This window comes from Acinetobacter pragensis, from assembly GCF_001605895.1.
Taxonomy (GTDB): domain Bacteria; phylum Pseudomonadota; class Gammaproteobacteria; order Pseudomonadales; family Moraxellaceae; genus Acinetobacter; species Acinetobacter pragensis.
Window position 1 is genome coordinate 108,813 of the sequence record NZ_LUAW01000023.1, and the last position, 12,522, is coordinate 121,334.

The 12,522-nt window shown below is 44.2% G+C and carries 11 protein-coding genes and 1 pseudogene; 4 read left to right on the forward strand and 8 right to left on the reverse strand.

Annotated features, from left to right (window positions below; translation table 11 throughout):
• Nucleotides 1-232 precede the first annotated feature (232 nt).
• The 3 genes from AZH43_RS10935 (at nt 233) to htpG (ending at nt 3,413) form a co-directional block, all read left to right on the forward strand.
• Entirely contained in the window at nt 233-853 is a 621-nt protein-coding gene (locus AZH43_RS10935) for an OmpW/AlkL family protein (RefSeq protein ID WP_067669578.1), read from the forward strand.
• 192 nt (nt 854-1,045) lie between these two features.
• Nucleotides 1,046-1,390, forward strand: coding sequence for a lysozyme inhibitor LprI family protein (locus AZH43_RS10940; protein WP_067669579.1), 345 nt, complete (start codon nt 1,046-1,048; stop codon nt 1,388-1,390).
• Between the two features lie 103 nt (nt 1,391-1,493).
• On the forward strand, nt 1,494-3,413 hold the full coding sequence (gene htpG / locus AZH43_RS10945; RefSeq protein WP_067669580.1) for a molecular chaperone HtpG: 1,920 nt from the start codon (nt 1,494-1,496) through the stop codon (nt 3,411-3,413).
• A gap of 95 nt (nt 3,414-3,508) precedes the next feature.
• On the opposite strand, the pseudogene AZH43_RS10950 reads toward htpG, so the two are convergent.
• The 5 genes and pseudogenes from AZH43_RS10950 to AZH43_RS10970 all read right to left on the reverse strand — a co-directional run.
• A pseudogene (locus tag AZH43_RS10950) lies at nt 3,509-4,486 on the reverse strand (hypothetical protein); the annotation flags it as partial.
• Nucleotides 4,487-4,774: 288 nt separating this feature from the next.
• Nucleotides 4,775-6,373, reverse strand: a complete 1,599-nt coding sequence (locus tag AZH43_RS10955; RefSeq protein WP_067669582.1) for a hypothetical protein — start codon at nt 6,371-6,373, stop codon at nt 4,775-4,777.
• Between the two features lie 13 nt (nt 6,374-6,386).
• Nucleotides 6,387-6,566, reverse strand: coding sequence for a hypothetical protein (locus AZH43_RS10960; RefSeq protein ID WP_067669583.1), 180 nt, complete (start codon nt 6,564-6,566; stop codon nt 6,387-6,389).
• 333 nt (nt 6,567-6,899) lie between these two features.
• On the reverse strand, nt 6,900-7,091 hold the full coding sequence (locus AZH43_RS10965; protein ID WP_067669589.1) for a hypothetical protein: 192 nt from the start codon (nt 7,089-7,091) through the stop codon (nt 6,900-6,902).
• A 230-nt stretch (nt 7,092-7,321) separates the two neighbouring features.
• A complete protein-coding gene (locus tag AZH43_RS10970; RefSeq protein ID WP_067669591.1) occupies nt 7,322-7,561 on the reverse strand; it encodes a hypothetical protein in 240 nt (79 codons plus the stop codon).
• A 227-nt stretch (nt 7,562-7,788) separates the two neighbouring features.
• On the opposite strand from AZH43_RS10970, the gene AZH43_RS10975 reads away from it, so the two are divergent.
• Nucleotides 7,789-7,989: a dodecin family protein gene (locus AZH43_RS10975; RefSeq protein ID WP_067669593.1), complete on the forward strand. Its 201-nt coding sequence runs from the start codon at nt 7,789-7,791 to the stop codon at nt 7,987-7,989.
• A 67-nt stretch (nt 7,990-8,056) separates the two neighbouring features.
• Here the strand turns inward: AZH43_RS10975 and AZH43_RS10980 are convergent, their stop codons facing one another.
• The 3 genes from AZH43_RS10980 to AZH43_RS10990 all read right to left on the reverse strand — a co-directional run bounded on the left by AZH43_RS10980 (nt 8,057) and on the right by AZH43_RS10990 (nt 12,485).
• Nucleotides 8,057-8,743: a DsbA family oxidoreductase gene (locus tag AZH43_RS10980; protein WP_067669594.1), complete on the reverse strand. Its 687-nt coding sequence runs from the start codon at nt 8,741-8,743 to the stop codon at nt 8,057-8,059.
• Between the two features lie 558 nt (nt 8,744-9,301).
• Nucleotides 9,302-10,819, reverse strand: a complete 1,518-nt coding sequence (locus AZH43_RS10985; protein ID WP_067669595.1) for an acetyl-CoA hydrolase/transferase family protein — start codon at nt 10,817-10,819, stop codon at nt 9,302-9,304.
• Nucleotides 10,820-11,024: 205 nt separating this feature from the next.
• The gene (locus AZH43_RS10990; RefSeq protein WP_067669596.1) at nt 11,025-12,485 is read right to left on the reverse strand and encodes an ATP-binding protein; all 1,461 of its coding nucleotides are present in this window, start codon (nt 12,483-12,485) and stop codon (nt 11,025-11,027) included.
• Between the last annotated feature and the right edge of the window lie 37 nt (nt 12,486-12,522).

The following is a 12,522-nucleotide window of genomic DNA, read 5'->3' on the forward strand; positions in this document are numbered from 1 at the left end:
TATTTAATTCCGATGGTTGAGGTTGGTTTATAACGGGGTTTTTATAATAAAAATTAAATATATTAAAACCAAGCATAAAGCTATGTTTAAAATAAATTATTAATATAAACAGCATATTGTAAAATATTATCAATTGTTATTGAATAATGCTATTGCTTAAATTTTATAATAGAGGATATGATTAATTAATGTTTAAATTTGTTGTATTAATTTTCCCAGAGGTTGTTTGAATATGTTAAAGCAAGTTGCTCTTATTTCATTGTTGGGTCTTTCTGCTTCTGCAATGGCGGGTCAATGGCAGGTGAAAGTCGGCGCTTCAGCAGTTGCTCCAACTGAATCAACAGCGGTATCGGATCTAGGCGGTCTCGAAGTAGAAGCAAAAAATGAATTGGCGTTTACGCCATCTGTCGAATACTTCTTTAATGACAATATTTCAACTGAGTTATTGCTGGCTGCACCTATTAATCACACTGTAACGGCGGCTGGTGTTGATGCTGTAAAAATTAAGCATTTGCCGCCAACATTGACAGTTAAATATAACTTTAAGAACTCAACTGGTTTTACGCCATACATTGGTGTCGGCGGTACCGCATTTATCGCTTGGGATGAAAGTGAACGCGGTCCGTTGGCCGGCACAGATGTCAGCGTTAAGGAAGATTTTGGTTTTGCAGGTCAGGTCGGTTTTAACTACCAGCCGGCTGATGCAAAAAACTGGGGTGTTTTCTTTGATGCGCGCTATGCGCAAATCAGTCCAGAAGTTGATATTAAAGCTGCAGACGGTACCCGTGTAGCAAAATTCGATTTGGACATTGACCCGCTTGTTTACACAATCGGCTATAGCTACAAGTTCTAATAAAAATAATTAAATCAGCGCAGAGCCCCATCAGTTGATGGGGCTTTTTTTATACCGCAATATACAAAAAACGAATATATTTAAAGATTTGCTGCTTGAGCGCCTAGGCAATAGCGCCTATGGTAAATGCAGCGCATATTGAAAAGCTGAATAATTTTTATAAACATGTTGACGAGATAACGGACGGCTCTAATGAAAATCCAGCATTGCCTCATTTTAATTTGTTTGGGCTGTACAGGCGTATCGGCCAATGCGGCCAGTTTTGACTGCCATAAAGCTAAAACGGTGACTGAACATGCGGTCTGCGATCATCGGGATTTAAATGATGCCGATGTAAAAATGGCCACCACGTACAATATTATTAAACGTCTGGTGCCCATGGGGACGCGCGGTGCGATTCAGGATCAGCAGGTGAAGTGGCTGAAAATGCGTGATCAATGTCAGGATAATGCGAGCTGTTTGACGGATGTTTACAAAATGCGCCAGCAAAAGCTCGATTTGTATATGAATCGGGTTTATCAGCAGGGGCCATTTTAATGGTTAAATTTAATTCGGATTAGGATTGAAAATTTCAGAAGTTGCTCCATTCATATAGCAGTAAATAACAAAGACTGTTCTATAAATTTTCAAGGAGCAACTGATGAGCGAACAACACGCGAAAAAACACAGCTTTCAGGCAGAAGTGGCGCAGCTGCTGCATTTAGTAACCCATTCGCTGTATTCCAATCCAGAAATTTTCCTGCGTGAGCTGATTTCAAATGCATCGGATGCTTGCGACAAATTGCGCTTTGAGGGCATTAATCACCCTGAATTTTATGAAAATGATCCCAATCTGCATGTACGTGTAATTTTAGATAAAACGCATAACACTTTAACTATTTCGGATAACGGAATTGGCCTTAGCCAGCAGGAAGCCATTGATAATTTAGGGACTATTGCGAAATCAGGGACTAAAGACTTTGTATCCAAGCTGACCGGTGACCAAAAGTCCGATGCACAGCTGATTGGCCAGTTCGGCGTCGGGTTTTATTCCGGCTTTATTGTTGCCGATAAAATTACCGTTGAATCACGCCGCGCAGGTTTAGATGAAGCGGAAGGCGTACGCTGGATCAGCGGCGGTACTGGTGAATTTGAAGTGGAGCAGATCAGCAAGGCTTCACGTGGAACGGATATTATCCTGCACCTGCGTGATGATGCATTGGATTATTTAGACGCGTATAAAGTTAAGCAGATTATCAATAAATATTCTGACCACATCAGCCTGCCGATTGAAATGCAGAAAGAAGTTTGGCAAGAAGAAGAGGCGGCTGAGGGTGAAGAAAAGCAGCCCGGCCATTATGTCACAACTGATGAATGGGAAGCGATTAACTCGGCCAGCGCGTTGTGGACGCGCAATAAAAGCGAAGTCAGTGATGAGCAGTACATCGAATTTTATAAAAACTCCACACATGATTTTGAAGCGCCATTGGCGTGGGCGCATAACCGCGTAGAAGGCAGCACGGAATACACCCAGCTGCTGTATATTCCAAGCAAAGCGCCAAGCAATATTTTTACCCGCGAAGCCAAAGCCGGCATTAAGCTGTATGTAAAACGCGTATTTATTATGGATGATGCTGACAATCTGATTCCGAATTACCTGCGGTTTGTACAAGGAGTTGTGGACAGTGCGGATTTACCGCTGAATGTCAGCCGTGAATTGCTGCAGGAAAGCCGTGACGTCAAAACTATTCGGGAAGGCAATGCGCGCCGTATTCTGAATGTGCTGGACGGTTTAGCCAAATCTGAAGATGTGCAGGATCAGGAAAAATTCAAAACATTCTATGCTGAATTCGGTTCGGTGCTCAAAGAAGGCTTGGGTGAAGATTTTGGCAACCGTGAGCGTATTCTAAAGCTGCTGCGCTTTGCCAGCTCTGCCAATGATGCTGTTGTGACGTCACTGGCGGACTATAAAGCGCGCATGAAAGAAGGCCAGAAAGCCATTTATTATGTGACAGCAGACAGCCTGAACGCGGCTAAAAACTCACCCCAATTGGAACTGTTCAAGAAAAAAGGCATTGAAGTGCTGCTGATGTCGGAGCGTGTTGATGAATGGGCGATGGAATTCATCAATGAGTTCGATGGCGTGCCGATGCAGAATGTAGCAAAAGGCGCAGTTGATTTGGGCGATTTGCAGGATGCACAAGAGAAAAAAGCCTTGGAAGAGGCTGCCGAGCATTTCAAGCCGGTTGTTGAAAAGCTGTCGGACTCGTTGAAAAATAAAACCAAAGAAGTTCGTGTCACCACACGCTTAGTGGATTCTCCTGCGTGTTTGGTCACAAGTGATGGGGAACTTTCGCCGCAGCTGATCCGCATGCTGAAGCAGGCGGGCCAGCCTGTGCCGGAAAGCAAGCCGATTTTGGAAATCAACCCAGAGCACCCGCTGGTAAAAAAATTGGATGGTTCTGAACAGTTTGATGACTTGGCCAATGTGATTTTTGATCAGGCTTTGATTGCAGAAGGCGGTTTGCCGGAAGACCCTGCCGCTTACTTGAAACGCATCAACAGCCTGCTGCTGAAATAATTTTCAACCGGCACTTTCATATTCTGAAAGTAATGAAAAAAGTCCTGTGAAATAAAAAAGCCTCCGTCAGGAGGCTTTTTGATGGACTGTTGAATTTAAAACAGGGCTTCCAGCCGCACCAGTGCGCCAATGAAATGACTGCGGTCTTCGCGGTGGTCATTCAGGTAGTTTAAATCCCCCTGAATATAGAACCACTCTCTTAAAAATGGCTGACGCCATGACACATACGGACCCCAGCTGTTTAGCCGCAGATCTTTGTTGTTTAAGAAACCGCCGCTGTAAAGGCCATAGCTGAAGGTATGCTCATGGAAAAATTTATGCTGGCGGAATATAAAGTTATTCCAGGTTAAATCGTCATCTTGCGCATCGGCATAGGTTAGATTGAACTGATTGGCTAAAATAGCCCGATTAGGACTGTACTGGGCTAACTCTAAATTGGTACGCAGATAATTTTCGCTGTCGATGCCATAGCGGTAGATCTGTTCGGCATGAAATTTAAAATTATTTTCCAAGTCCCAATCTTTTTTCGCTTTTAAACGCAGATAAATATCATCGCCGGAGCGGATACCTAAATCTAAATCGGTGTCAAAGGGCAGGCGTTTGGAAAAGTCAGACCAGCGAAACGCAAAAGAACTGTTGTCTTCACGCGCGCGTTCTTTATCAAATCTTTTATCAGTCGTGCTTTGCGGATTTTCATTGGTAATCGCCTGATTGTTTTCCAATTCGTTATCCAGCGAGTCATCACCGAAAACCAGGCTGACTTTGCGCTCTAAAGTTGGCAGTTTGATCCGGCCGCGGATACGCGGTTTGACTTCATAGCCATCGTGTTTATTCCAGCTGTTGTCGATAATGACCCGCAGCGTTGCAGAGGCCGGCTGATTCGGATCGGGTTCTCCAAACCAGTTGTTAATTTTATTGGCGGTTTTATCCGCCCAGTTGCGGATGCTTTTTTGTTTTCGGTCGGTCCACGTGCTGTCTTCCGTTTCTGCTGTTGGCGGAACGCTGCTTAAATCTGACTGTTCAGGCAGAAAGGTGGGCACAGCATCAATCATGCGCGGAATTTGAAATAACAGCCCTGAATGATCTGTATCTGCGGGATCTATTGGCGCAGTCGGTGCGGCCGGTTCAGCAGCAGTATAGTTTGTTTCACTGACAGTCTGAGATTCATTGGCAGAAACAGTACAGCATGTGACCCCAAGAGCGGCAGAAATAAAAATGTTTTTGGCAAAGCAAAAATTGTTTTTTGTCATATTCTAAAGCTCTTATATATCTATTGCTTAGAGATAGTTTTGTTGGATATTTAACTAAAAAGCAATGATAAGCTGCAATAATAATACCATTTAGGCAAGGTGCAGATGGGCTTAGCTCGGCAGATGCTGCTGGATAGCGGCATACAGCGCGGCAGCATGAATCGGCTGCGGCAGCGCAGAAATAACCGATTGAATCATTTGCCAATTTAAACCATGCCTGCGGTACAGAATTAAATAAGGATAGGCCTGCTCTGTTTTAGATAATGCTAAACGTTTTTCTCCGTGAATCACGCGGATTTTTTGCCGCTCTTCCAGCAGCAGTATTGGTGTGGTGAAATCAGCTTCCTGTTCATCGAACTGAATGAATTTCTGGGTGTGAATGGCCTGTGACGAAATAAAAGGATGGTAATGTTCATTTGTCCACACGGTTTTAGCCTGTTCATTGCTGCATTTAAACAGGCTGTCTGGCTGCCGCCAAGCCTGTCCTAACGCGTGCAAGCTGATTTCTTTCACGGATGCAAGCTGATGTCCGTACTGAGCGCATAGCAGCTGGCTCAGCTCTACTGCCTGCAGTGAAGTGGACGCGCCAAGCAGCATCAGATGTTTAATAAACTGGCCGGAAGCATTGATTTGCTCTGCAATATAGACGGGATGGTTTTGCCATGTGCTGAAGCCCGCGCCGTGCAGAACAATATCGGTTTGCTGGGTAATCTCAGGGGCATCCGGTAACCGGACTGCATAAAGCGCTGAGTGCTGAAGGTCTGGCAAAGGAAGTTTATGCAAGAGCGCCTGCATATTGCTGAATTGCATGGATTCAGGACTATGGCTTGACGCGGTCGCTGCCGGTACGGAAGCTTCGGCTTCGGCTTCGGCTTCGGCTTCGGCTTCGGCTTCGGCTTCGGCTTCGGCTTCGGCTTCGGCTTCGGCTTCGGCTTCGGCTTCGGCTTCGGCTTCGGCTTCGGCTTCGGCTTCGGCTTCGGCAAACATGGAGTTTGTGTTTAGGTTATGTTTCAGCTCGGAGGCTGAAGTACGCTCATCAATATCAATATCAATATCAATATCAATATCAATATCAATATCAATATCAATATCAATATCAATATCAATATCAATATCAATATCAATATCAATAGGTTGAACTAGAGGGTCAGCATTTTGCGGAAGCTCTTCTGAGTGAATGCCGTTTAAGTGGAGATGATGCTGTAAGGCGCTTTCAGCTGGCGCGGTTTGCAGGCTGCCTGCGGCTTCAATTTCTGCATCAGTCAGCAGGCAAGCGTAATGCTGCTGCATTTCGAGCAGCCATGCATAGGTATGATCTAAACTGTCCCAGTCACTGATGAGCGCGGTACGCCCAGAGGCTGGAATAAGCCAGATTTGCCAGCTTTTATTCGGTGCATGCAAATAGGCCCAGCCGGATTCAGGGCTTGAATACAGCACATCCTCCAGATCCAGTTCATCTGTAAAATAGCCGCGGAAGCTTTGTGAAAATGGGGTTGCGTCAGCAAAACCGCGCGCTGCAGTTTCCGGCTGTACCAGTGCTTTATAGGGAAGAATCTGCTTTTGAAAAATCGGTTCATCGCAGAGTTCGAAAATTTCTTTAAGGCGTTTTTTTGTTTTTGCAATTTCATAAAAAGATGAAGCCTGACGCTGCAGCAGGCCTGTTAATTGATGCAGTTCTTTAATGAGAAGCGCTTTTTCTAACGCATTCATTCAATGGATTCCCCTAGAGAAATTGTTGAGCTTTTTCTAAATATTTAGCCAATACAATATTTGCCGCCAATTCTATTAATTTGTATTCTGCAGAATTCGGCTGCTGATATTTTTCTGCCATTTCAATCAACTCATCAATATTGATGGCTTGAGGAGAAATTTTTCCCTGAATAAGCGCCTGAAGATTTTGCATAGTCAGATCTATATATGTAATAAAAATAATACTGTTGAATTGATTATATGGATTCTTATAAAAAATGCATGAGAAAAAACGTCAACTTTTGACGAATAGTCTGCAAAATTGACAAAAAAAGAGCATTTTAATGAAAAAATAAGCGATTTTTACCAGCGGCATCTGCGCACCGCGGCTTTATGGGGGGCTGAAGGCGGCATGATGGACATGCACCATCAATCATTTTTTGGTTTGGGATAATCACCGATGTTAAGCAGAATTTAAAAATAGACGAAAAAAAGCAGGCCCGTCAAAGACGGGCCTGCTTTTTTGAAGATCTAAAAACGCTTTTATTTAAGCCGCTTTTTCTGATTTCACCTGATCTTGCGCTGCTGCTTCAGACGCAGGCGCTTGGGTTGCAGCTTTGGCCACTTGAGCTGGTGCTGCCTTTTTAGCAGGAAAATCTGGCACATATACAATTTGTGCAGATACAGTTGCAGAAACAGCCATTACAGCGACAGCGATTACAGATTTAAGTGCGTTCATGATCATATCCTTTCCAAAAGAAAGTCCAGCAAGGCTGGATGGGAGAAGCAATTAATGCTTTAAATTTCATCAATAATGATATCAAAATGAACAGAATAGAAAATGATTAATCCGGCAACAATCGATAAAATATTTAAATTATTATTTTATAAAACATGTATTTAGAGTAATTGTTCTAGGTGGCCTGCTTGACGGCTGACCACCTTTTTTAGGAAATTTGATTGAAAGGACTATAATGCTTTAATGCATTTTTTTTGATAAATTTTTCCAGCAATTCCGCCAATGAGCGCACCGCTGAACGTGCCGAATACAGGAAGAACACTGCCGGCGACAGCACCGATGAGGACTCCTTTTACCGTAGGTGAAAATTTAGATGCTTTTTTGGGCCTTGCCGCATGCTGAGCGGAGGTGTCTGCAGCGTCAGGCTGAATTGTATCTTCTAAAGCGGATGATAGATGATCTGTGGTCATTTTTTCCCTCGAGAGCTGATAAAACTAAGCTTTTACAATATCGGACTTTTCTCTTTTGCTGTGTTTTGAGCATGTAATAAGGGGAAATGATTTGTAAGCTGGCTCTATAGAAAATCTTAACTGTATTTTTATGTAAGGTTTTGATGCTGAAGTATGAATGCTTTTATTTTTGATTGTTTTTTAATCTATTATGACTGTTCAAGAATAAAAATTGAGGATATACGGCAATGGCAATAGCTAAAATAGTCGAAGTGAATTCCAGCAGTACAAAAAGTTTTGAAGATGCAATTCAAACGGGTATTGCAAAGGTGACAGAAACTGTAAAAAACGTTCAAGGCGCTTGGGTGAATGAGCAAAAAGTCATTATTAAAGACAATAAAATTGCGGAATATCGCGTCAATTTAAAAATCAGTTTCTTGGTAGACTAATCAATTGATGAATAGCTGCATAAAAAAAATCCCCTAGCAGGGGATTTTTTAATTTTAACCGGAGGGTTTATTTTTTAGGTGATTCACAAGAATCATCTGAGCAGGCAGGCGCTTGCTCAGCTGCAGGAGTGTCTTGCGCTTTTTCCAGCACTTGCAGGAAGACCTCTTTCGGCTGGGCTCCAGCGAGCGCGACGCGCTGATCAAATACGAAGAAGGGTACGCCCGTGACTTTCAGCTGCTCACGCGCGACTTCCTGATCAAATTTAACGAAGTCGGCATATTCGTCTGAATCGAGCAAATCATCGACTTCTACTGGGTTTAAGCCGATGCGTGACGCGACATCTTCTAAGGTTTCGCGTTCGCCGATCGGCAGGCCTTGCGTCATATAGCTGAAGAAAAAGGCTTCTTCCGCTTCAGAACCTAAGCCTTTGCTTTGCGCCAAATGGATAATGCGGTGCGCATTGAACGTATTGCCTGAGTTGGCAATTTGCCAATTGAATTCAATCCCTTCAGCTTTGGCCATTTCCGCGATATTGCGCTGCATTTCTTCAACGTCTTCAATACTGCGGCCGTATTTTTGCGCTAAACGCTCAGAATTTGAAATTTCTAGGCGCGCCGGCGCATCAGGGTCGAGCTGAAAACTATGCCAATGGATTTCCAATTCTACGCCAGCCTCTTCCGCAGCGGATTCCAAGCGTTTTTTTCCAATATAGCAAAATGGGCAAACTACATCAGACCAAATATCTACGCGCATGTACTGTCTCTATTTCTTACTTTTAGGATAGATGGGGATTGGATGGGAAATTTAAAGCGCCAAATCTTGAAAAAATTTAAATTTCAAAAGGCTTCAAAGACATCGGTCAAACATTCAGTTTTATGGAATTGCTGCACCTCAGCGCAGTGATTTGCCGTTGGCGGATTGCAGGTGAAAATCACGCTATGCCGGCATAGTCAGCAGCAGAAAACAGGATTTAGGCCTGAAAACACTTCCAGGCTTAATGCACAGTCTATCTGATATTTTGGATATCCTCAGATTGGGCTGTATCGCAGATATTTTATTTGAAGAGTAATGTTGCAGTTTAGCCGCGCAAGGCTTTTGAAGTGACGGCTGTGCATCTGATCTGGCCGCGTTCAATCGGTTTTTCGTGGAATGAACATCAATGGTATGCAAAGTAGATTCAGTGGTACAGGCAATTTCAACCACGAATAAAGTAGCTGAAAGGCAGGCTCAGGCGGATATCAGATAGATCAAAATAAAGCTGAATCTAAGCCATAAAAAAACGCCCCGAAGGGCGCTTTTTTATAAGGAAGCTTATGCTGATTTTGCTTCTTTTTGAGCAGTCAGCATATGGCCGGTTTCTTCAAAGCTAACATGCCAAGACAGTGCTTCACGAAGAAGGTGCGGAGTTTGACCGCCTTTTTCACATGCGCGGTCAAAGTAGTCATTCAATGCATCGCGGTACATTGGGTGAGCGCAATTGTCGATAACAGCGCGAGCGCGTTCACGTGGCGCCAGGCCGCGCAGGTCAGCTAAGCCCTGTTCAGTAACCAGAATGTCAACGTCATGCTCTGCGTGGTCAATATGCGATGCAAATGGAACAACAGATGAGATGTCGCCGCCTTTCGCAATTGATTTAGTCACGAAGATCGCCAAGTGAGCATTACGCGCGAAGTCACCTGAACCGCCGATACCGTTCATCATTTTTGTGCCGCACACATGAGTTGAGTTTACGTTGCCGTAGATATCGAACTCTAATGCAGTGTTGATGCCGATAATGCCAAGACGGCGCACGATTTCAGGGTGGTTCGAAATCTCTTGCGGACGCAGAACCAATTTGTCTTTGTAGTGCTCAAGGTTGTTAAATACTTTTTCGCCGTACTTCGCAGAAAGTGTAATTGAAGAACCTGAAGCAAATTTCATTTTACCTGCATCAATCAATTCGAAAGTACAGTCTTGCAGTACTTCTGAATACATCACAAGGTCTTCAAAATTAGATTCTTTTAAGCCAGTCAATACTGCATTGGCAATTGAGCCGATACCGGCTTGAAGCGGGCCAAGGTCTTTCGGCAGACGGCCTTCAGCCACTTCTTTTTCAAAGAATGAAATCAGGTGGTTTGCAATGCCTTGAGTCTCATCATCAGGTTCAGTCACTGTAGATGGAGAGTCATGGTATTCGCTGTTGATGACAATACCGACAATTTTTGAAGGATCGATATTGATCGCCTGTGTGCCGATGCGCTCATCCACTTGCGTCAATGGAATTGGCTGACGGGTTGGGCGGTAAGACGGAATGTAGATGTCGTGCAGGCCTTCAAAAGCAGGGCTTAAGTTGGTATTGATTTCTACAATCACTTCTTTGGCAAAAATTGCAAAACTTGCAGAGTTGCCTACAGATGTTGTCGGGATAATGCCGCCATCTTCAGTGATCGCCACAGCTTCAATAATCGCAACATCCGGCTTTTTCAATTGCAGGTTGCGCATTTGTTCAACTGTTTCAGACAAATGCTGATCAATGAACATCACTTCGCCTTTGTTGATGGCTTTACGTAAAGTATTGTCAACTTGGAAAGGCAAGCGGCGCGCAAGAACGCCAGCTTCAGTTAATTGCTTGTCGAGGTCATTGCCTAAAGACGCACCGGTAATCAATGTGATTTTCAGCGGGTTTACTTTTGCTTGCTTCACCAACGCTAGCGGCACAGCTTTCGCTTCACCTGCGCGCGTGAATCCGCTCATACCTACCGTCATGCCATCTTTAATAAATGTTGCAGCTTGTTCAGCGCTGATAACTTTATCGTGAAGTGATGCTAAACGAATGCGATCTAAAGACATGTTTTACTCTCTGGGAAATCTTAAAACTGATACGGATTGTACCGATCAAAAAGCTATTTTGCATACCTGTTAGGCTAAGGTCTAATTTTTTGAAAAAATGCGGGTATAAGATTTTTTTATGATTTTTAAGATATTGTTTTAAAAAACAAAAACTAAGGGTGATTAAGGATTAAACAAAACTGTTTGTTCAGTATTTGAACGCTTGCTAGAAGCGTTCACTGAAAGTTTGTTTGATTTTCTCCAACGGGCTGCTGTTTAAAACTTCAGCAACTTCCGGTTTTTTTAGCGGTAGTGAAATGATCGCTTCTAAACCGCCTTGCGGGCGGTTATGAATTAACAGCTGGCCTTCATGGATATCGACAATGCGTTTGACAATGGCAAGGCCTAAGCCGCTGCCTTGCACGGTTCGGGCATCATCGCCGCGCACAAAGGGCTGCATCAGGTCTGCAATCTGATCGTCGGGAATGCCTTCACCGTTGTCGGCGACGCTGATCAGCAGCTGATCAGCGTCCGCATGCGCAGACAGTTCAATCGGTTCTGCGCCATAGCGTTTTGAATTATTGATCAGGTTGCCAATCAGCCGCTTTAGGGACAGGCTGCGCGCTTGAATGATGGGCAGCTCCTGCGCTTCAAAGCGGATATCCAAGGGTTTGAACTGAATGATCAGTTCCTGCAGCAGCATATTGATATCGGTATCTTGCGGCACTTCATCCGAGCCGTCGCGCATATATGAAATGAACTGGTTCAGAATAGCGTCCATATCTTCAACATCATAGATGAGGCCTTCTTTTAAGAAGTCATCATCCGGCATCATTTCTGCGCTTAGGCGGATGCGGGTGAGCGGTGTGCGCAAATCGTGCGAGATGCCCGCCAGCATGATGCGCCGGTCACGTTCAGTTTGATCCAGCGTGTAAATCATATGATTAAATGCTTGGTTGACCTCGCGGATTTCCTGCGGCCCGTGATTGGTTTCTAAATAAGGCGCTGTGCCGGTTTTACTGTAGCTGTTGGCGGCATGCTGGAGCCGGGCTAAAGGACGGTTCAGCTGACGGACCAGTGTTAAAATAATCACGGCGGCAATCAGCGGAATACCCAGCAACCAGCCGAAAATCAGCTCAGGGCTGTAATTGGCATAGGTTTTTAAGGGTTCCCGCACCCAGTTGCCATTCATTTCAGGCGTTTGAATCCAAATGCGCGGGTCGGGCTTAAACTGAAAGTACACCGTTGCATTGTCAATGCGCATTTCTTTGGCGAGTTTCTTTTCAATTTGATTGGTAAAGAACTCGGCAATGACTTTGTCTTTGACGTTGGGGAACTCTTTAGGATCGGTAATATATTCAATGCCGACCCTGTTTTTCATCCACGTGTCGACATCGACCTCGGCATTGTTATGAAAAATGCGCAGATCCGGATTGTTGATAATTTCCAGTTCTACCGCTAAATATTTAGAATGCTGCTGAATTTCAGGCAAATACAGTGTGCGCCAAAAGAACCAGAGCGACATGAACAAGCTGAAAAACACAATAAAAAGCACAAGAACCGTGGTGCGCATAGCCGCGGAGCGCGGTTTGATTTTGTCTAAGAAGCGTTCCCAAGGTGTGCGGTGCTTTTCTTGGTAGGCGGCGTAGTCGGTAAATTCTTGCGGGTTGATCGGTTCAAGTTTCACGCAGAAATCCTTTAAAAACCAAATTTTTCTGAAATGC

What these genes read in the sequence shown, in the direction of transcription:
- AZH43_RS10970 (WP_067669591.1), bottom strand. Translation starts at nt 7,561, where the DNA reads ATGACCACAGATCATCTATCATCCGCTTTAGAAGATACAATTCAGCCT.
- AZH43_RS10975 (WP_067669593.1), top strand. Translation starts at nt 7,789, where the DNA reads ATGGCAATAGCTAAAATAGTCGAAGTGAATTCCAGCAGTACAAAAAGT.
- AZH43_RS10935 (WP_067669578.1), top strand. Translation starts at nt 233, where the DNA reads ATGTTAAAGCAAGTTGCTCTTATTTCATTGTTGGGTCTTTCTGCTTCT.
- AZH43_RS10940 (WP_067669579.1), top strand. Translation starts at nt 1,046, where the DNA reads ATGAAAATCCAGCATTGCCTCATTTTAATTTGTTTGGGCTGTACAGGC.
- AZH43_RS10985 (WP_067669595.1), bottom strand. Translation starts at nt 10,819, where the DNA reads ATGTCTTTAGATCGCATTCGTTTAGCATCACTTCACGATAAAGTTATC.
- AZH43_RS10980 (WP_067669594.1), bottom strand. Translation starts at nt 8,743, where the DNA reads ATGCGCGTAGATATTTGGTCTGATGTAGTTTGCCCATTTTGCTATATT.
- AZH43_RS10960 (WP_067669583.1), bottom strand. Translation starts at nt 6,566, where the DNA reads ATGCAAAATCTTCAGGCGCTTATTCAGGGAAAAATTTCTCCTCAAGCC.
- AZH43_RS10955 (WP_067669582.1), bottom strand. Translation starts at nt 6,373, where the DNA reads ATGAATGCGTTAGAAAAAGCGCTTCTCATTAAAGAACTGCATCAATTA.
- htpG (WP_067669580.1), top strand. Translation starts at nt 1,494, where the DNA reads ATGAGCGAACAACACGCGAAAAAACACAGCTTTCAGGCAGAAGTGGCG.
- AZH43_RS10965 (WP_067669589.1), bottom strand. Translation starts at nt 7,091, where the DNA reads ATGAACGCACTTAAATCTGTAATCGCTGTCGCTGTAATGGCTGTTTCT.